The sequence below is a fragment of the Pseudomonas sp. C2.3V genome, from assembly GCF_058536325.1.
In genome coordinates, this window is sequence record NZ_JBZUBN010000001.1 from 4,158,438 (window position 1) to 4,179,211 (window position 20,774).

Genomic DNA, 20,774 nt, shown 5'->3' on the forward strand with positions numbered 1-20,774 from the left:
ATGTCCGAATCTGCATTATCTCGCCTCGAAAAAGATCTGCTTGGTACCCTCGAAGTCCCCGCTGAAGCCTATTACGGCATTCAGACGCTGCGTGCGGTCAACAACTTCCGCCTCTCCGGCGTTACGCTGTCTCACTACCCCAAGCTGGTCGTTGCGCTGGCAATGGTGAAGCAGGCCGCTGCCGAGGCGAACTATCGCCTCGGCTACCTGCCGGGAGACAAGTACGAAGCCATCGTGATGGCCTGTACCAAGATCATCAACGGTGAATACCACGACCAGTTCGTGGTGGACATGATTCAGGGTGGCGCGGGTACGTCCACCAATATGAACGCCAACGAGGTTATCGCCAACGTGGCGCTGGAAGTCCTCGGTCATGGCAAGGGTGAGTACAAATACCTGCACCCGAATAATGATGTAAACATGGCGCAGTCCACTAACGATGCCTACCCAACAGCGATCCGCCTGGGTTTGCTGCTGGGCCATGACACCCTGCTCTCTAGCCTGGAGAGCCTGATCGAGTCGCTGTCAGGCAAGGCGGTGGAATTCGCCAGTGTTCTGAAGATGGGTCGTACCCAGCTTCAGGACGCTGTACCGATGACCCTCGGCCAGGAGTTCCGTGCCTTCGCTACTACGCTGGGCGAGGATCTGGGCAAATTGAAAACCATAGCGCCGGACCTGCTGACCGAAGTGAACCTGGGTGGTACGGCTATCGGTACCGGCATTAATGCGGACCCTGGTTATCAAACCCTGGCCGTGCGCAGCCTGGCTGAAATCAGTGGCCAACCGCTCAAGCCTGCCGCCGATCTGATCGAGGCCACCTCCGACATGGGTGCCTTCGTACTGTTCTCCGGCATGCTCAAGCGCCTGGCGGTCAAGCTGTCCAAGATCTGCAACGACTTGCGCCTGCTCTCCAGCGGCCCGCGTACCGGCATCAACGAGATCAATCTGCCAGCCCGCCAGCCAGGCAGTTCGATCATGCCGGGTAAAGTGAATCCCGTTATTCCAGAAGCCGTTAATCAGGTCGCCTTCGAGGTGATCGGCAATGATCTGGCGCTAACCCTGGCAGCTGAAGGCGGACAGCTTCAGCTTAACGTGATGGAGCCCTTGATCGCCTACAAGATCTTTGACTCGATCCGCCTGCTCAAGCGTGCCATGGATATGCTGCGCGAGCACTGCATCGATGGCATCACGGCTAACGTCGACCGCTGCCGCGAGCTGGTGGAGCATTCCATTGGCCTGGTCACGGCGCTCAACCCTTACATCGGCTACGAGAACTCGACCCGTATTGCGCGTATGGCGCTGGAAACCGGCCGTGGTGTGCTGGAGCTGGTCCGAGAAGAAAACCTGCTCGACGAGATGACCCTGGCTGACATTCTTCGCCCGGAAAACATGATCGCTCCGCGCCTGGCGCCGAAAAAACTCAACGCTTAACCGGCGCTCCTCACACCCCCTCGTGAGGAGCTTTGAGCGGGTGCCCTCGGGTGCCCGCTTTTTTTTGAAGCTCTCTAAATCAGGCTTATCAGCCACATACGTTATCAAAGGCAGGTGGTTTTTACCGCTTGCCCGTTGCAACAAGCAGCACTGTTTCAATAGATCCTTTGAGGCAGTTAGATTTGATCTCTTCTGCTCTCTTCTGGATGATACGCGCGCTAACCTTGCCGCCTGCCGTGTTTCCGGCTCGCACACCTTGCGATTTAGGGGTTCTGTCATACCCTTGGGTTGGCACTGAAGGCAGCGGATATCCCATTGATGGCTTACCGCTCGCCCACATAATGCCTTGGCCAGGAATTATCCGGAGCCCAGGTGCTTCCATTACTACAATTAGGCGAAAGCACTCATGCTTGATCTCCTGAATGACTTTCTTTGGGGCAAACTGCTCATTGTCGGCCTGATTGGCCTGGGTATTGTCTTTACCTTGTTTTCGGGCTTTGTGCAGTTCCGCTATTTAGGCAGCATGTTCGGCATCCTTGGTGAAGCCTTTCAACGAAAACCCGGACAACTGAGCTCCTTCCAGGCGCTGATGCTTAGCGTGGCGGGCCGTGTAGGTGCCGGTAATATTGCAGGGGTTGCAGTTGCCGTTACGCTGGGTGGTCCAGGGGCGGTCTTCTGGATGTGGGTAGTAGCCCTGCTGGGTATGGCCACAAGCTATTTCGAATGTGCGTTGGCCCAGTTGTACAAACGAAGCGATGGCAACGGTCTGTATCGTGGCGGTCCCGCCTTCTACATCCTGCATGGTTTGAAACAGCGCTGGCTAGGTGTCCTGTTCTCGATCCTGCTGCTGGTAACGTTTGGTCTGGGCTTCAGCGCACTGCAGTCCTACACGATCGCCTCCTCGCTCTCCGACTCGCTGGGCCTGCCTACGCTGGTTACCGGGCTGGTCTTCACGGCAGTAATAACCCTGATCATCTTTGGTGGCGTGGTACGGATCGCCAAGGTAGCCGACATTCTGGTACCGGTAATGGCGCTGTCTTACATAGCCATTGCGCTGGGTGTAATCGTTCTGCACATTGATCGTGTTCCCGAGGCGTTGACCCTGATCGTACGCAGTGCCTTTGGCCTTGAACCTGCGTTTGCCGGTGGCCTGGGTGCAGCGCTGATGATGGGCGTCAAGCGTGGCCTGTTCTCCAACGAGGCGGGTCTGGGCAGTGCTCCAAACGTGGCCGCCGTAGCGGAAGTTTCCCACCCGGCAGCCCAGGGTGTTGTGCAATCGTTCAGCGTATTCATTGATACCCTGATCATCTGCACCTCCACCGCGCTTATCATCCTGCTATCCGGCGTCTATGAGCCGGGCGCCGATATCCCCGGTGTTGTTCTGACCCAGACGGCACTGGCCGCAACGGTTGGCGAGTGGGGCCGGATCTTCATCAGTATCGCCCTGCTGCTGTTCGCCTTCACAACGATCATCTACAACTATTATCTGGGTGAGAATGCCTTGAGCTTCTTCACCAAGAGCCGCGTGGCGCTGATGATCTATCGGGTTCTGGTGGTGGCGCTGGTGATCTGGGGCTCACAACAAGACCTGACTACCGTGTTCGGCTTTGCCGACCTCACCATGGGCTTGTTGGCAGTGGTCAACCTGATCTCCCTGGCATTCCTGTTCAAGGTGGGTCTGCGCATCATGCGTGACTATGACCGTCAGATCCGGGCAGGAAACAAGGTTCCAACATTCGACCCCAAAGGCTTTGCCGATCTGGATCTTGATCCGGCGGTCTGGAAAGCCTCTGCCTCGACCAAGGACATGACAAAGCCATGATTCAAACCGGTCACTCACAACGCCTGATGGTGCTTTATACCGGCGGCACCATCGGTATGCAGGCCACCGAAAACGGTTTGGCGCCCGCCTCAGGCTTTGAGGCACGCATGCGTGCCTTTCTGGCCCAGGCGCCTGAGCGGGCGTTACCGGAGTGGCATTTCCGGGAGGTGCTGCCTCTGATGGACAGCGCCAACATGACGCCAACCTACTGGCTGACGCTCAGTGCAGCTATAGTCGAGGCAGCCGAACAGGGCTACACCGGCGTATTGGTGCTGCATGGAACCGATACGCTGGCCTACACCGCGGCGGCAATGAGTTTTCACCTGCTGGGGCTCGATATTCCTGTTGTACTGACAGGCTCGATGCTTCCGGCCGGCGTACCGGACAGCGACGCCTGGGAAAACCTGGACGGTGCCTTGCAGACGCTTGCAGACGGTGCCCCCCAGGGCGTGCACGTTTACTTTCACGGCGAGCTGTTACATGCGGCCCGCTGCAGCAAGATTCGCAGCTTTGGCCGTCATCCATTCAAGACACTCGCGCGCCAGCGACTGGCCCAACCACGTCAGGCTGTACCCGCCGAGCTAAAGGCGGGCCAAGCCAGACAGGTTGCCCAAGTAGCGGTTCTACCACTGTTTCCGGGCATCTCGGCTCAGTACGTATCTGCCCTTGTAGGTACCGGCGTGCAGGGCCTGGTGCTCGAATGCTATGGCAGCGGAACAGGTCCCAGCGACAATGATGCTTTCCTGACCAGCCTGAGCGAAGCGTCTGCCAAGGGCGTTGTACTGCTTGCCGTCACGCAGTGCCACGAAGGGGGCGTCGAATTCGATGTCTACGAGGCAGGCAGCAGGCTGCATGCCTGCGGCGTTGTGTCGGGTGGCGGCATGACACGCGAGGCGGCTGTCGCCAAACTGCAGGTGCTGATTGGCTCGGGCTTAGCGCCTGAGCAGGTCAACCACTGGCTGCAGCAGGATCTCTGCGGCGAGCTTGGCGAATAAGCCATACGAAAAAAAGGGCCCCGAAGGGCCCTTTTTTTCACCTACCGCTTAGCAACCGGTCAGCTGAGTAACAGGACGTTCACCCGGGAAGAACACCGGACGAATACGGACTCCTACGCTGTTGCCGATAAAGGCTGCGACCAGCCACAGCCAGCCATGCAGACTGCCGGAGGCGATACCACTAAAATACGCCCCGATGTTGCAACCGTAGGCCAGACGTGCGCCATAGCCCAGGAGCAGGCCCCCTATCATGGCAGCTACCAGCGAGCGCGTCGGAATCTTCAGACTGGGCGCGAAGCGTCCAGCCAGACCCGCGGCAATCAATGCCCCCAGGATGATGCCGAAATTCATCACGCTGGTAACATCGAACCACACAGGCTGGCTTAGGGCCTTGGCGTTAGCCGGCAATTGCCAGAAGTCCCAGCTGGCAACATCGATACCTAGCAGCTGAGCGCCTTTAGCCCCCCAGACCGCAAAGGCTGACGTGATCCCCCACGGACGACCCGCCAGGGCAAGCGTACAGAAGTTCAGGATCGCCAAGGCAATAGCGCCCCAGACCAGCGGCCACGGCCCGCGCAGAAAACGCGCTGCGCCTTGATGCTCATTGGGTACCGTCGCTTCCAGACTGCCATAGCGACGGCGCTCCAGACGTACAGTCATCCAGGCGATAAAGGCAAACAGCGCGAGACTGACCGCAATTCCAGGCATAACGCCCAGGCTGGTTACGAGGGAGATCTTGGGCAGTGAGGGCAACGCGAACCACCAGCCCAGATGATGCGTGGCGATAACGGAGCCAATCACGAAGAACAGCAGCGTTACCAGCATGCGTGCGTTACCACCCCCCACCGTGAACAAGGTACCGGAAGCACAACCGCCGCCTAACTGCATACCGATGCCAAAGATAAAGGCACCGATTACAACGGAGGTTCCTGCAGGCGATACCAAGCCGGTAACCGGCTGGCCAAACAGCGTACCGGCACCTAGGGCCGGGAAAAACAGCACAACGGCAATGGCCAGCATGAGCATCTGAGCACGCAGGCCCGCGCCACGCCGGTCACGAATGAACACCCGCCAGGCAGACGTGAATCCGAAAGCGGCATGATAAAGCGTCAGCCCCAGTGCACCGCCCAGGATGAACAGCAAAGCTTGCCGTCCGCTGACAGCCATATCCAAAAACACAGCCCCCAGAACCACCAGCCCCAGCGCCACTACTGGCGTGGTGATCTGGCGAGGCGCCGTGGACGTAATAGAAAGGCTCATTGAGAATCCTCGACATCATTAAGCCTGACTATTTTAGTCAAGAATTAGCGCGATACCAATATCTAAATGTCATATCCACCATTAAGACGGCTATTAGTCCGCTGGTCCGGTGAAGATTACAGGATGTGAACTATTTCGCTAAATTTGGTCTTTTGGTGATGGCAAAACGCTACATCCCTAAAAGGCCAGGTGCTGCTCATTTATGAGCTCTACCGTGACCTTCGCACTTTTAAACAGGTTCCGGCATGACCTTATCCAGCGATCTTGGCAAGCAAATCGAGATTGATATTGCTTATCCGTCTCGCGTGCTGATGTTTAGCGCCATGGTCGAGAATCAATACCAAGACGATATCCACAGGCGGCGCAAGCGACATATCTATCGGTCACATGTAACCGCTTTCTTCGCCTATAACAGCTTTCTTCTTTGTGAATGGCTAATGTTGAAGGACATTTTCTTTCAAGCCATTCTCTGGCATTTATTTTGCGCCTCGCTGCCAACACTGGCCTGTCTTTTTACCCTGAAGAAAACGAATTCTTATCGACTCAGGGAGGTCTGTGCCTGGCTGCCCTGCCTTGCAGGATTTATCGCAGCGGTAGCCATTATCCTGTCGTCCTCGTCACCGGACAGAGCCTTGTGTCTGTTTTCACTTCCTTTGATCCTGATCTACGCTAATAACACCACGGCGTTGCCGTTCCGATACGCGTTGCCTTTTACGATACTGGTACTTCCAATCATCGTGGGCTGCGCCTTTACCGTAAACATGACCTTTCCCCAAGGGCTGTTTGCTACCTGCATTGCTCTGGTCACCGGTGCCTTTTCCCTACTGGCCAATTTCTGGCTGGAGCGCTCGGAGCGGTATTCCTACCTTCTTAATCTCAGGGAAAAACTGCGTGTTCAGAGTCTTTCCAGTACGAACCGTACCCTGCAGACGCTTTCAGATACCGACTCGCTGACCGGTATCGCCAACCGCCGCTATTTCGTCGCACAACTGGATGATCTGTGGAATCGGTACGAAGCAGGCGGTGCGCCTTTCTCTCTGCTGATCCTGGACGTTGACCACTTCAAGCGCTTCAACGACCTGTATGGGCATCCGGCCGGTGATAACTGTCTGCAGTGCATTGTTTCTGCCTTGCGTGAGCAGCTGCGTGAAGTCGATCTGCTGGCCCGGTATGGAGGTGAGGAATTCGCCGTTCTCCTGCCTAACTGCACCCTGGAACAGGCCCATATCACGGCCGAGCGCCTGCGGGCCGCCATTGAAACATTGGGCCTTCCTCATCAGGCTCGGGGCGATGAGCTGCTCATCGTCTCTATCAGCATTGGCGCAGCATGCAGCGATCAGGAATCACCCCAGCCAGATGACCAATCGCAATTGATTGAATTCGCCGACCGCGCGCTTTATCGGGCCAAACGGCTGGGACGTAATCAGATTGCATTGGCCAGCCGAGCGGACAGCCAACTCTTCGAGACGCCTGATGGCCTGCCCGAATTGAAGCCGGCCGACTTGCGTCGCGCCCTGGATGAGGGTCGGCTGTACATGCAGTACCACTCGATCCATGAATGCTCGAGCACAGAAGTCGTCGGCTATGAAGCCCTGCTCCGCTGGGATGACCCGGCCCGGGGTCTGGTATCACCCGACTTTTTCATCCCTCTGGCCGAGCGAAGCGGATTCATCCTGGAGCTGGGCGAGTGGGCCCTGCGTACCGCCTGCCATCAGGCCGTTCAATGGCCAAAGGCCTATTCTCTTTCGGTAAATGTCTCGCCGCTGCAATTCGCCGATCCAAATTTCGCCGCGCGGGTAGCCGAGGTCTTGAGAGAAACCAAGCTGGCGCCTTCACGCCTGATCCTTGAGTTGACCGAAGGTGTTCCCTTGAACATCACCCCACAGGTCCGTGAAACGTTTGCCACCTTGCAAGCGTCCGGTATCCGCCTATCGCTGGATGACTACTGCACTGGGCATTCCAATATCGCCTATCTGCTTGCGCTACCGTTCAATACCGTAAAGATCGATTCTTCCATTATTCAGGTGGAAGATGCCGATAAGCGCCGGGCCCTGCTCAAGTCTCTGGTCGACATGAGCAGCGCGTTTGGTGCCAGAATCATTGCTGAGGGTATCGAGACCCAGGAGCACCTGGATCTCTTGTGTGAGCTGGGGTGCGATCTGGCCCAGGGCTTTTTCCTGGCGGAGCCCCTCCTGCCGGAAGCTCTGGCACATCAACACACCCGTTGGACGGCAGAGCGGGCCGCTTTGTAAGCGCTACCAGCTCTGCCGTTGGCTCAAGCCTCGATCTCGACCAGAACCTCGCCTGGATTGACGCGATCGCCTTTCGCCACGTGTACAGCCTTGACGGTTCCGTTGATAGAGGCCTGGATCTCGGTCTCCATTTTCATCGCCTCGGTGATGAGTACCGACTGACCCGCCTTGACCACATCACCTTCCTTGACCAATACATCGACGATATTACCCGGCATAGTCGTACTGACATCCCCTGGCGCGCTGGCCTGACGGCGCTTGCCATCACCGCCTGAAACGTAGCTATTGAGCGGCTCGAAGACCACCTCTTCCGGCATACCATCAATGGACAGATAAAAGTGCCGCTTGCCCTCGCTCTTCAGGCCGATACCAGTGATATCCACCCGATAGCTTTCACCGTGTACATCAATCACGAATTCAGTCGGCACGCCCTCACGCGCCAGAGGCGTACCGCTTCCATCCGGGATGGGCAGCAGCTCTTCAGGCTGCAAGGTTCCGGCTGCACGCTCTTCCAGAAACTTGCGCCCGATATCCGGGAACATGGCAAATGTCAGGACATCTTCCTCGCACCGGGCAAGCTCTCCTGCCTCTCGGCGCAGGTTATCGAGTTCCGGCTTGAGCAAGTCGGCTGGACGTACCTCGATCACTTCCTCATTACCAATGGCTCGCTTGCGCAGCAGCTCGCAGACCTTGCCGGGTGCCTTGCCGTAACGGCCCTGCAGATACAGTTTCACTTCATTAGTGATGGTCTTGTAGCGCTCTCCCGCCAGAACATTGAAAAAGGCCTGGGTACCAACGATCTGCGATGTCGGCGTCACCAGCGGTGGATAACCCAGATCGGCGCGTACACGGGGAATTTCTGCCAGCACCTCGCCCATGCGATTGAGTGCACCCTGCTCGCGCAGCTGGTTGGCCAGGTTGGAGATCATCCCGCCCGGCACCTGATTGACCTGTACGCGCGTATCCACTCCCGTAAATTCGCTTTCAAACTGGTGATACTTCTTGCGAACGGCATGGAAGTACAGGCCGATCTCCTGCAACAGCTCAAGGTCCAGCCCTGTGTCATAGGGCGTTCCACGCAACGCGGCAACCATGGATTCGGTCCCTGGATGGCTGGTCCCCCACGCCAGGCTGGAAATGGCGGTATCGATATGGTCCGCTCCGTTTTCCACCGCCTTGAGCTGGCACATGGCAGCTACACCGGCAGTATCGTGGGAGTGGATGAACACGGGCAATTCCAGAGCCTCTTTCAGGGCCTTTACCAGCTCGCCCGTCGCGTACGGCGTGAGCAGTCCCGCCATGTCCTTGATGGCAATGGAATCCACGCCCATGCCGGCCATGGTCCGCCCCATCTCGACAAACGCCTCGACGGTATGCACCGGGCTGGTTGTATAGGCAATGGTGCCCTGGGCGTGCTTGCCACTTTTCTTGACAGCCTTGATAGCTGTTTCCAGATTGCGCACATCGTTCATGGCATCGAAAATCCGGAAGACATCGATCCCGTTTTCCGCCGCCTTGGCTATAAAGGCCTCGACCACATCGTCGCTATAGTGGCGATAACCCAATAGGTTCTGACCCCGCAGCAGCATTTGCAAACGAGTATTGGGCAAGGCGGCCCGCAGCGTGCGCAAACGCTCCCACGGGTCTTCTTTCAGAAACCGCACACAGGCATCGAACGTCGCGCCGCCCCAGACTTCCAGTGACCAATACCCGACCCGATCCAGCTTATCGCAAATGGGCAGCATGTCTTCCGTACGCATGCGCGTTGCCAGCAGGGATTGGTGTGCGTCACGCAACACGGTATCGGTAACAAAGATCTTCTTGGACATTCTTGTTTTCCTCACAGGCCGGCATGGGCGGCAATGGCGGCCGCGATGACCAGGGCCAGTTGCTCGGGGTTACGCTTGATCGAGTACTGCGTCAGCTCTGGATGGCTTTCCACAAAGCTCGTATTGAATTGGCCGCTACGAAATTCCGGGTTGCGCAGAATCGCTTCGTAATAAGGTGCTGTGGTCTTCACACCCTGCACTCGCATGTCGTCCAGTGCCCTTAGGCCTCTCTCCAGTGCTTCCTCCCAGGTCAACGCCCAGACAATCAGCTTCAAGCACATGGAGTCGTAGAACGGTGGGATCACATAGCCGGTATAGATGGCGGTATCCGTGCGCACCCCAGGGCCACCGGGTGCGTAATACCGGGTGATCCTCCCAAAGCTGGGCAGAAAGTTGTTTTTAGGGTCTTCCGCATTGATACGAAACTGCAGGGCAAACCCACGATGGATGATGTCTTCCTGCTTGACCGACAGCGGTTGTCCAGCGGCAATCCGGATCTGCTCGCGAACGATATCGATCCCGGTGATTTCCTCGGTGATCGTATGTTCGACCTGAACCCGGGTGTTCATCTCCATGAAGTACACCTCGCCTTCCGCGAGCAGGAACTCCACCGTACCGGCATTCTCGTATCCGACCGCCTTGGCAGCGCGTACCGCCAGATCGCCAATATAGGCACGCTGCTCAGGTGTCAGCTGCGGGCTGGGTGCAATCTCGATGAGCTTCTGGTTGCGGCGCTGGATCGAGCAGTCCCGTTCGAACAGGTGAACGGTATTGCCCAGGCTGTCCGCCAGAATCTGAGCTTCGATATGCTTGGGATTGACGATGCACTTCTCGAGAAATACTTCAGCACTACCAAACGCCTTGGTTGCTTCGGAAATGACGCGGGGATAGGCCTGCTCTAGTTCTTCACGGCTATTACAACGCCGGATACCACGGCCGCCACCACCAGACGTGGCCTTGAGCATCACCGGATAGCCGATGCGCTCTGCTTCGATCAGTGCCTCATTCAGATCGGCTACGTTTCCTTCGGTGCCTGGGGTACAGGGCACGCCTGCTGCAATCATGCTGCGACGCGCCTCGGTCTTGTCTCCCATCCGCCGAATAACTTCAGCACTAGGGCCGACAAATTTGATTCCGCGCTGCGCACAGATCTCTGCCAACTCGGCATTCTCGGATAAGAAGCCATACCCCGGATGTAACGCATCACACCCGGTCTCAACTGCCAGGTTCACGAGCTTGCGAGGGTTCAGATAGCCTTCGAGCGGATCGCTGCCGATGCTATGTGCTTCATCGGCCCGTTTTACATGCAGCGCATGGCGGTCAGCCTCTGAATAGATAGCTACCGAGCGAATACCCATTTCGGCACAGGCACGCACGATACGTACCGCAATTTCGCCACGATTGGCGATGAGGATTTTCTTGATCACACGCCGGCCTCTTGAGCGAGATAAGGAGCCCTTTGGGCATTTGTTCTTGTTCGCTCACAAACCTAGACGGCAACAAGGATTATGGAAAATCAATAATTATTAGCGTATCTATAAGGTATTACTTATGGATCAACGATGAGGCCGGCTCAGCCATGCGTAAACCTTTGATGCGTATCACCTTACGCCAGCTGCAAGTGTTTGAGGCCGTATGCGAGACACGCTCTTATAGCCGTGCAGCCGATATCATGGCTCTAACACAACCAGCCGTCAGCCTGCAGATTCGCCAGCTGGAAGAGCTGCTCGGACAACCACTGTTTGAATACAGTGGCAGAACCCTTTACCTGACCGAAGCCGCCGATGCCTTGCTGCGCGCCGGGCAGGATATCTTTGGACGCCTCAACAGTCTCGATATGCAGCTCTCCAATCTCCTGGGCTCGCTTCACGGACAACTCCGTCTGGGGGTAGAAACCAGCGCGCAATACCTGGCGCCCCATCTGTTCGCTGCCTTCAAGCAGCAGCACCCGGAGGTCAGTGTTCATCTCTGCGTGGGCAACCACGATCACATGCTCAGACGGCTGTCTGAAAACCGTGACGAAATCATGATCATGTCTCTGGTACCGTCAGACCGAGACCTGGAGTTTCTTCCTTTTCTCAACAACGAGATTGTTGCAGTGGCCGCTCCGGAACATCCTGTCAGCCAAACCGGCAGCCTTACCTTGAAGGATCTGAGCGATTGTCCGCTGCTGGTACGAGAGTCGGGCTCCGGCACCCGTCAGGCGTGTGACGAGTACTTCAAGCAAAAGCGAGCCCACTTTTCAGACGTGCAAGAACTGACCTCGCTGGAAGCCATACGGGAAGGTGTCATTGCCGGATTGGGTATTGCACTGCTTCCACGACTGGCTGTTCACCGAGAGCTTAAGGCTGGCGTACTGTGCGAGCTATCGGTACAGGAGCTTCCACTTTGCCGCAGCTGGTGCGTGGTTCATCCGCGCAGCAAACGCCTGTCTCCTGTGGCACAGGCGTTTTTTAACTTCATTCGGGAAGAACGGAGTCGAATCGCCGCGCTAGCCGAACGAATCAGTGCGCTGAGAGCTGAGCGCTCATAGCGACCGAAGCAGAAAATAGTTCGGGATAATCCGTTAACTCCTGCTCCAGACGTAACTGCTCGTTGCGATCCTCAATGGCACGTCGAAAGGCCATTCGGCGTTGATCCGCCAGTTTACGGCGAGTTTTGGCGTCGAGAAAATCGCTGTCCATAGACATGGCCATACCGTATCTCCCAAGCAAAGGTGGAGCCTTTAGCCTGCTCAGGAAAGATGACGGTTTGGCGAAGCCTTGGTGAAGCTTAAGGGACAGCCGAAGAGCTGCACCTGATCATCAATGCGAGTCGCGCTCGTCCTGATGTTTGATGCTCTTGGGTGATAACCGCAGGCTTCGCAGACTGCGCTTGACACCTTTGAGGTGGTTGACCAGCGTCGGGCCCCGGGACATCGCCACCCCCATCGCCAGCACATCGATAATGACCAGGTGTGCAATACGTGATGTCAGCGGCGTATAGATCTCGGTATCTTCCGGCACATCGATCGTCAGGCTGACATTGGCTAACTCTGCCAAAGGCGTCTGGCTTGGACAGATCGTGATCAGTTTGGCCCCACTGTCCCGGACCAGGTTGGCCGTGATCAACAGGTCTTTCGAGCGTCCCGACTGGGAAATACAGATCGCCGCGTCATCCGGCGTCAGGGTTGCCGCCGACATCGCCTGCATGTGGGGATCAGAATAGGCAAACGCACTGAGCAGAAGACGGAAGAACTTGTGCTGGGCATCCGTCGCCACGGCGCCAGAAGCGCCAAAGCCATAGAACATTACCCGCTTGGCCTTGGAAATCTCTTCGATAGCCTGCTCTAGCGCCTGCATGTCCAAGCGCTCGCGGATATCCATCAGCGTGTGCAGCGTGGTATCGAAAATCTTCAGGCTGAAATCGACAACCGAGTCGTTCTCATGGATGGCGAACTGTCCAAAACTCGCCCCTGAAGCCAGGCTCTGGGCCAGACGCAGCTTCAAGTCCTGAAAACCATCGCACCCAATAGCACGGCAGAACCGCACGATAGTTGGCTCACTAACCCCTACCTCATGAGCAAGATCCGCCATCGAACTGTGCATGACAGCCGCAGGATCCAGCATGACGTGCTCAGCCACCTTGAGCTCAGACTTGCGCAATAAATGGCGCGACTGGGCGATATGTTGCATCAGGTTCACAAGCGGCACTCGACTAGCAGAGGTGGAAAAGGCATGTAGTGGTACGTCTTTATACTACATCGACGCCAGGTCATTCATTCACTTAGTATTTCGCGTAATGGACATCTTTGCACTGAAGCCATAAGACAACCCGTCTACAGCGCAACTTTTGGCACACCCTCACCCGTCCACATCCTCGAAAAAAGCACAGACAAGGCGAGTTCACTCGCTTCTAGCGTAGTGCGCAAGATTTCTGCCTTAATGCGCAAAAAGCTGCGCACCTTTATGTGACAGCTGTCGCAAAGCTCATGCGGAACACACTTCATTAAATCATAACTGATTGATTAATAAAGAATTTATTTTATTGGCACAGGGTTTGTAATAGGTATGGCTCCCGGGCCAAGGGCCCACTATTCAGGCAAGGAGAGCATCATGCCAACACCCGCGTATCTGTCCCTCGAAGGCACCAAGCAAGGTCTGATCACTGCAGGCACCTTCACGGAAGACTCCGTCGGCAATATCTTCCAGGAAGGCCATGAAGACCAGATTCTGGTTCAGGCTTTCAATCACCAGGTCATCATCCCACGCGATCCGCAGTCCGGTCAGCCGACTGGTCAGCGTGTACACAAGCCGCTGATGATCACCAAGGTCTTCGACAAGTCCTCTCCGCTGATCTTCAACGCACTGACCTCCGGCGAGCGCCTGAGCAAGTGCCGCCTGGAGTGGTACCGCACTTCTGCTACTGGTACTCAGGAACACTACTTCACCATCGAGCTGGAAGACGCCATCATCGTTGACGTGCAGTCCCGCATGCCGAACTGCCAAGACCCGAACATGGCTCATTTCACTCACCTGGAAGACGTGTACTTCACGTACCGCAAGATCGTCTGGACTCACGAAGTATCCGGCACTTCCGGCTCCGACGACTGGCGCTCCCCGATCTCTGCTTAATTTCGCGGCGATCCGTCAGACAGGTGTGAATCGGTGTCGGCTTCTGATCCCCTCCAGAAGCCGATTGGTCAGAAACAGACCCGATTCACTGCCTGCTAACCGATTGAGGTGGCACAATGAGTCAAGCGCCATGATGTCTGGCATTGGCTCATTCCATGCTAGTACGGTTAGCCTTTTCGGCCAGGTTTCCTGGCCGAAATTGTTTTTGCGACGACCATCTGGAGGAACACGGAATGTTCAACCCAGCGAATACGACTCACTTTTCGCTATCCATTCACGGATCGACCTCAGATGGGGTCATGCCTGACTTCCAAGTCCTGAGTTTTACGGGACAGGAGTCGATCAGTCAGCCCTTTCGCTTTGACCTCGAACTGGTCAGCGAACGGCCCGACCTCGACCTTGAAGCCCTGCTGCATCAGCGCGCCTTTCTGGCCTTCTCGCCCAGCGGTAACGGCGTGCATGGTCAGCTCTACCAGATCGGCCAGGGCGATGCCGGCAAGCGCCTCACCCGCTATCACGTCGTGCTGGTGCCGCGTCTGACTTACCTTGCGCACCGTACCAACCAGCGCATCTTCCAGAAGCTCACCGTCCCGCAGATCATCGCCCAGGTGCTGGAAGACCACGGCATCCTGGCGGACGCCTACCGTTTCCAGCTGGGGCCAACGGTCTATCCGCCTCGCGAGTATTGCGTCCAGTACGATGAGACCGACCTGCACTTCATTCAGCGGCTCTGCGAAGAGGAAGGCCTGCACTATCACTTCGAGCATACCCAGGATAACCACGTCCTGGTGTTTGGTGATGACCAGACCGGCTTTCCCAGGCTGACCCCACCCACTGCCTATGTGCAGGGCTCCGGTCTGGTGGCAGACGAGCCGGTGGTCAAACGCTTTGGCGTACGCCTGGAAACCCGTACCGCCCGTGTCTCGCGCCGCGACTATGACTTTGAGCAACCGCGACTGCGCATGGAGGCCGCCTACAAGAGCGAGGCCAAGCCCGACCTGGAAGACTATGACTACCCAGGCCGCTTTACCGATCGCACCCGCGGCAAGCACCTCGCCCAGCGCGCCCTTGAACGTCACCGCAGCGACTATCAGCTGGCCGAAGGTGAAAGCGATCAACCCCAGCTGGTGACCGGCCACTTTCTGGAACTGTCCGAGCATCCCCGCCGTGATTGGAACCAGCTGTGGCTACTCACCGCTATCTGGCATGAGGGTAAACAGCCCCAGGTGCTGGAAGAGTCGGTTACCAGCGATGTGGACAAGCACGACGGCTTTACCCAGGGCTACCGCAACCGTTTCACAGCGACGCCTTGGGACGTGCCCTTCCGTCCTGCGCTTGAGCATCCCAAGCCCAAGATCCTGGGCAGCCAGACCGCGGTGGTCACCGGTCCCAAGGGCGAAGAGATCCATTGCGATGAGTACGGCCGGGTCAAGGTGCAGTTTCATTGGGACCGTGAAGGCCAGGCCAACGAACAGACCAGCTGTTGGCTGCGCGTCTCGTCCAGCTGGGCGGGTGATCGCTACGGCGGTATCGCCATTCCTCGCATCGGTATGGAAGTACTGGTCACGTTTCTAGAGGGCGACCCAGACCAGCCCCTGGTCACGGGCTGCCTGTTCCACATGGAACATCAGGTGCCGTATGACCTGCCGGCCAACAAGACCCGCAGCGTTTTCAAGACCCTGAGCACACCGGGCGGCGGTGGCTATAACGAGCTGCGCATTGAGGATAAGAAAGGCCAGGAGCAGATCTATGTTCATGCTCAGCGGGACTGGGACGAGAACATCGAGCACGACCAGAAGATCCGCGTAGGGCATGAGCGACACGACATTGTCGAGGCCAACAGCTACACGGAATACAAGGCTGAGGAGCACCGCACCACGGATGCAGACCGCAAGGTTGAGATCAAGACTAACGACCACCTCACCGTAGGGCAAAACCAGCATATTAAGATCGGTACGGGTCAGTTCGTCAGTGCGGGGCAGGAAATCCACTTATCCAGCGGTTTGAAGGTTGTTTTAGAGGCTGGCAGCGAGCTTACGTTCAAGGCCGGCGGCAGCTTCATCAAACTGGACGCCAGCGGCATCACTATCGTCGGTCCAACGGTCCGCATCAACTCTGGAGGCAACGCAGGCAGCGGAACCGGTGCATCCCCTCTGCTGCCGGGGCCTGTAAGGCCAGCCGACACCGATAAGGCGGGTGCGCTTTTAGTGCCTGCTCAACGCCAAGCGCTGCTTAGAGCAACGCCCCGTTGTGAGATTTGCGAGCAAGCCAAGCAACAGGCGGAAACTGCTTTATGAGTTATCAATATAACTATCTATTAGTAGATGGCGTCTTGCGGCAAGACGCCTTGAAATGGTTATACGGGCAGGATGAACAGCTGGATATCGTACCGCTTTATATCGGTACACGCTGGCAAGAAACACATGACCTGGGACCAATTTTAGTTAAAGCCCAGACAGGTTCGCGCCTGATAAAGGCAGTTAAAGCGGATCCTGCCCTTCAGGCCTGTAGCAGTCTTTTATTTAGCTCAGCCACCATAGCGGCAGTAGCCAAGCACTTAAGCCAATTTATTACCGTGACGGACAACTCGGGTAGCCATAGCCTATTCCGTTTTGCCGATCCGTTAATCACGGCTTATTGGCTGGATAGCTATACCCAAGACAGTTATAACGCGTTACTTGGTCCTGTCGAAACATGGACAGTAGCCATTACACCGCCGCTATGGAGCAAGGAACAGTCTGTACAGTGGCGACACTATCAAAGCACCAATGAGCAAATAGCGACCGTAAAAAAACCTAATCACTTGCAAGACGATCAGGTAGCGGCACTCGAAAAAGCCTACCGGCAGCGTTTCAAAGGCCGACTCTATGACTGGCTTATCCATAGAGAAAACCGTTTCTTTGAATACTTTGATGACCATGCATGGAACTGCTGGCTAGAGCGGGTCTTGAACAGTGCTCATGCCTGGGGACTCGTGAGCGAACGCTCGTTTGCTATGTGGGCAGAAATGAGAGCCGATTGGGGAGAAGACTTTCTGGTAAATCCAGGCAGCCCATACCAACGTTGGCTAAATGATCACCCGGAACAAAGTCGTCTCGCTCCAGAAAACCGCATAGATGCACTGAGCGCTTATTGTCAGCGTGCGTAATACGCAAAAGGATATTTGCATATGAACAAAGCCGGTACCTCACAACAGCGGCTGAACGCCCAATTCAGTAGCCAGCCAGCAAATGCGGTAGGCAGCTGCCCTTTAAAAGAACGCAAAATCGCAATAGTGCCGGTGCGCTACGCATTGGATCGCTCCTATTACGATAAATCCCCAACGACACTTACTCCACTTCTGCACGATGGCCATTGGGCCAACCTACCCAAACTGCACACACGTTCTTACACGTTAAGACAGCTAAGGGATGGTTACATTTATATTTATAACGAAACTACTAAAGTATTAGATAGCTATACGTACACAGCCAGGACAGGAACATACCAACCACTTGCTAATAGTGGTACAGATCAGCAGCAAACTAGCTCATGCGTGGGGGGACTCCCTTATCTGCTCTACCCGCGTGAGCATTATCTTTTTATAGCTTTTTCAAAAGAGCCATGGACGCCCAGAGTTCATGAACTCATGTTCTCCAACATAACGTATCGTCGCTCATGGATGCGAGCGTTGGACTTGAAACGCTATGGCCAAACAATGAGCGCGCAGCATACGTTCCCATTACAGCGCATCGCTGAGGCGGTAGCTGATGTTGATCAAGGCGCTATCATAAATGACGATCGCTTTGCTGACTGTGCTTATTCATCCACTGCCCCGGGCGAGGATTACGAAAATTATGTCGTCCCCCTGGCTGCCGATGTATTTTGGAAAGGCAGTGTGCCCGATCAAGACAGCGCTTTATGCGTTGCTTTAGATGATCCTTTGGCCGTTCTGCAAGATCTGGGAGCACAATTACAAACAGCACAGGCCGCTTGGTTTGATTGGCAGGAAAAATACGAGCACAAGCTGAACATCGGTAAAATTGTAGAAGGCTTGTGCGGTATAAATCTGGAAAAGAGTCAGTTACCCGTCTCTATTCGTAATGATGAAAATAAAACTCGCCAATATTTAAGCGATCTCGAAAATTATTACGCTCAACTTTCTTCAGAAGAGACAATGGCTCGTGGTGCGGAGTCCTTAATTTCATTACCTATCAAAGCGCCATCTGACGGGACGAAGCAGAAGATAATACAGCAATACGGCAGCCTACCCTCTGATAACGCAAGAAGAGACTGGGAGGCTAGATGGAAGTGGCGAAAAGAGGCTGACCTTAATCAAGCTCGGGCTTATATACAACGCCATCAGCCTGAAAAAGAAGTTCTCCTGGAGCGAATCAAGGCTATCCGTCATGATTTGAAAATATGGGCAGAACATATCGGTACAGAGCCCTTAAAACTCTTTATTGATACAGGCAACGAAAATACATTAAAAAGTCTTCAGGCTGATATTTCTGAGCTATTAGAAATTATTGTGCAGGATTTTGACGCTCACGAATGGCTAGCTAAAGAAGATATACAGGCAAAAACACTTTTTGGCCTTGTACGGTTTGGCTTTTCAGAAGAAATAAAAACGTTACTAGACCATAAAGCCAATGAGCTGGTTCAAGGTATTGGAGACAACAATACTATTGCAGGACGCATAGGGGAGCTTAACGGCTTCTTAACCCATGATGATCTCGCAAGCAAAGCCTGGATGCAGGCATTAACAAAACCTGCTCGAGATACGCTAAATACCATAAGTATAATTGCAAAGGGGGCAGGAAAAAGTATTTATGAAAAAACGTTAATAGCATTACTGCCTGTAGACAGCCAATTATTAAAAAGTAAAAATAATAACTTAGCAGCTTTATTGCGCAATACGCTAATAAGCCATTTACTTACCAATCATCCCGATAGAATTCAATTTGATATAGGCTTTAGCAAAAACTTCAGTGCCTGGAAATCTAAATGGATATCTTTAGTTTCAAAACGACTTAAGATTATTAATCACTGGAACTATCCTAGCACATCAAGATATAACCGCCGCTCTTTAGGTAGAGAGCTTAACAAAATTGAAAAAGAACTTGAACTACTAGCACACAAAATCCCTACAGCTATTGACTATAGAAATAATAAATACATTCAAATACTGCGCGATGAAGTAACTAAATTTACATCCAATAAAATTGACTCACTGAAAAAATGGAATGATAGCGCTAAAGCGTTAAGTGAAAAATGGGGCTCAACCATTACATGGGGGGTGGTTGTTACCAATCTTATAAATACAGTTGTCACCTATCAAACCGTAAGTAAGGATACCACTCTAAGCAAAAAAGATTTGGCTAAAATTGGTTCAAGTATTGCTTATACTGGGAATGCTTTATCAGCAGTTTTTGTAGAGGTTAAATGGGGATTTATAAAGGGACTGCAGAAAGATATTAAAGGCGACAGCTTTAGAATTATAGAAAAATCAGCAAAATTTTGGGAAAAGCATTCAATAGAAACCCAAGGTTGGGGTAAACAACTGAGAGGATTTAGTAAAAGGCTTATTGGCTTAGGCTTCTTCGCATTGATAGCAACAGGGTTAGAGCTATGGGATATACGTGATGATCTTGAAAGCTCTTCAAATAATAAAGAAAGCAAAGCCTTAATATTTAAGGGAACAGCTGTTGCAGCCATGGCCGTTGTCGGGCTTATCCAATTAAGTGCGGGGGCGGTAGCCTCTATGGGTATAGCGCCATGGTTAACAGCTTTTGCTATGGGACCTTGGGTAGCTGGAATTGCTATCGTAGCAGGTTTAATTTACCTAGCTGCTAGCGCGGCACTAAACTACTTCAAAATGGATGCTATTGGTCAGTGGTTACATAAATGCTGCTGGTCGCGTTATCCTAACGAGCGCTTGGCCGATACTCCAGCGGGTAGAGCAGAAGAAGTCCGCTCTTTTCTGGAAATACAAATCAGCCCAAGTTTATATATCAAACCAACCTATAATGAAGAATATTACCCAGACCCTTACGCAGATGGCGCGATGACGAAACGCACTCAACTCAACGGGGCTTGGATACAGATATTGCTGCCGAAAGAAACGAGAGACTCACTAGTCAACGTTAACTTGACTGCCAGTTATAGACCATTAAACATTTTGCCTATGAGTAGGCTTACAGACTCCTTGCAGGAGTCTTTCATTAACAACGGCCAATTCAAAGAAAAATCAACATTTGGACGGGCATCTAATAATCGTCTACAACGTGATCCCTTAGCCCCGATCTGTCCACCTATGCCAGCGGACGACCAAGAAATAGTTTGGCAGACATGGGTTCCCTTGCCAGAGCAGGCTCAATACCTTGAGCTTCAACTTTGGTACCCTACAGATTTGCTTCCAGCGGGAGCAGATGATAGGGGTTATCGCTATCAGCTAGAGCTGGCAAAAGAAGGCCAATCCGATCAAAAAGACAGCCTTTTAAGTAGCCTTGATTCCAGTATGCTTCAGGTTCAAACCTTAGGTGGACGTAACCAAGGTGTTGAGCTGCCTGTAGCTTATTAAAGGAGTAACG

General features: G+C 54.3%; 14 protein-coding genes. 9 read left to right on the forward strand and 5 right to left on the reverse strand.

Annotated features, from left to right (window positions below; all coding sequences use genetic code 11):
• The 3 genes from aspA to AC4LF3_RS19605 all read left to right on the forward strand — a co-directional run bounded on the left by aspA (position 1) and on the right by AC4LF3_RS19605 (position 4,248).
• The gene (gene aspA / locus AC4LF3_RS19595; protein ID WP_010796298.1) at positions 1-1,431 is read left to right on the forward strand and encodes an aspartate ammonia-lyase; all 1,431 of its coding nucleotides are present in this window, start codon (positions 1-3) and stop codon (positions 1,429-1,431) included.
• Between the two features lie 406 nt (positions 1,432-1,837).
• Positions 1,838-3,253, forward strand: a complete 1,416-nt coding sequence (locus AC4LF3_RS19600) for an alanine/glycine:cation symporter family protein (protein ID WP_491836206.1) — start codon at positions 1,838-1,840, stop codon at positions 3,251-3,253.
• Complete coding sequence (locus AC4LF3_RS19605; protein WP_491836207.1) at positions 3,250-4,248, forward strand: asparaginase; 999 nt, start codon at positions 3,250-3,252, stop codon at positions 4,246-4,248. Before AC4LF3_RS19600 ends, AC4LF3_RS19605 begins: the two co-directional genes overlap by 4 nt.
• 48 nt (positions 4,249-4,296) lie before the next feature.
• Here the strand turns inward: AC4LF3_RS19605 and AC4LF3_RS19610 are convergent, their stop codons facing one another.
• Positions 4,297-5,508 carry a YeeE/YedE family protein gene (locus tag AC4LF3_RS19610; RefSeq protein ID WP_491836208.1) on the reverse strand — a complete coding sequence of 404 codons (1,212 nt, stop codon included), beginning with the start codon at positions 5,506-5,508 and terminating at the stop codon, positions 4,297-4,299.
• 245 nt (positions 5,509-5,753) lie between these two features.
• On the opposite strand from AC4LF3_RS19610, the gene AC4LF3_RS19615 reads away from it, so the two are divergent.
• Positions 5,754-7,760: a putative bifunctional diguanylate cyclase/phosphodiesterase gene (locus AC4LF3_RS19615; RefSeq protein ID WP_491836209.1), complete on the forward strand. Its 2,007-nt coding sequence runs from the start codon at positions 5,754-5,756 to the stop codon at positions 7,758-7,760.
• 23 nt (positions 7,761-7,783) lie between these two features.
• On the opposite strand, the gene oadA is transcribed toward AC4LF3_RS19615, so the two are convergent.
• Both oadA and AC4LF3_RS19625 read right to left on the reverse strand, forming a co-directional pair.
• On the reverse strand, positions 7,784-9,589 hold the full coding sequence (oadA, locus tag AC4LF3_RS19620) for a sodium-extruding oxaloacetate decarboxylase subunit alpha (RefSeq protein WP_491836210.1): 1,806 nt from the start codon (positions 9,587-9,589) through the stop codon (positions 7,784-7,786).
• 11 nt (positions 9,590-9,600) lie between these two features.
• The gene (locus AC4LF3_RS19625; RefSeq protein ID WP_219651280.1) at positions 9,601-11,016 is read right to left on the reverse strand and encodes an acetyl-CoA carboxylase biotin carboxylase subunit; all 1,416 of its coding nucleotides are present in this window, start codon (positions 11,014-11,016) and stop codon (positions 9,601-9,603) included.
• A gap of 152 nt (positions 11,017-11,168) precedes the next feature.
• Between AC4LF3_RS19625 and AC4LF3_RS19630 the strand changes: the two genes are divergently transcribed.
• Positions 11,169-12,122, forward strand: a complete 954-nt coding sequence (locus AC4LF3_RS19630) for a LysR family transcriptional regulator (RefSeq protein ID WP_491836211.1) — start codon at positions 11,169-11,171, stop codon at positions 12,120-12,122.
• Here AC4LF3_RS19630 and AC4LF3_RS19635 read toward each other — a convergent pair.
• Both AC4LF3_RS19635 and hexR read right to left on the reverse strand, forming a co-directional pair.
• Entirely contained in the window at positions 12,094-12,285 is a 192-nt protein-coding gene (locus AC4LF3_RS19635) for a PA3496 family putative envelope integrity protein (protein ID WP_010796306.1), read from the reverse strand. The genes AC4LF3_RS19630 and AC4LF3_RS19635 overlap by 29 nt on opposite strands.
• 108 nt (positions 12,286-12,393) lie before the next feature.
• Positions 12,394-13,272 carry a transcriptional regulator HexR gene (gene hexR, locus AC4LF3_RS19640; protein WP_026004183.1) on the reverse strand — a complete coding sequence of 293 codons (879 nt, stop codon included), beginning with the start codon at positions 13,270-13,272 and terminating at the stop codon, positions 12,394-12,396.
• Between the two features lie 411 nt (positions 13,273-13,683).
• Here hexR and AC4LF3_RS19645 point away from each other — a divergent pair, with 411 nt between their 5' ends.
• From AC4LF3_RS19645 to AC4LF3_RS19660, 4 genes are all read left to right on the forward strand, one after another.
• A complete protein-coding gene (locus AC4LF3_RS19645; RefSeq protein ID WP_010796308.1) occupies positions 13,684-14,202 on the forward strand; it encodes an Hcp family type VI secretion system effector in 519 nt (172 codons plus the stop codon).
• A gap of 233 nt (positions 14,203-14,435) precedes the next feature.
• The gene (locus AC4LF3_RS19650; protein ID WP_491836212.1) at positions 14,436-16,499 is read left to right on the forward strand and encodes a type VI secretion system Vgr family protein; all 2,064 of its coding nucleotides are present in this window, start codon (positions 14,436-14,438) and stop codon (positions 16,497-16,499) included.
• Positions 16,496-17,350, forward strand: a complete 855-nt coding sequence (locus AC4LF3_RS19655) for a DUF4123 domain-containing protein (protein WP_491836213.1) — start codon at positions 16,496-16,498, stop codon at positions 17,348-17,350. The genes AC4LF3_RS19650 and AC4LF3_RS19655 overlap by 4 nt, the downstream gene beginning before the upstream one ends.
• Positions 17,351-17,371: 21 nt before the next feature.
• On the forward strand, positions 17,372-20,764 hold the full coding sequence (locus AC4LF3_RS19660) for a toxin VasX (RefSeq protein WP_491836214.1): 3,393 nt from the start codon (positions 17,372-17,374) through the stop codon (positions 20,762-20,764).
• Positions 20,765-20,774: the final 10 nt, after the last annotated feature.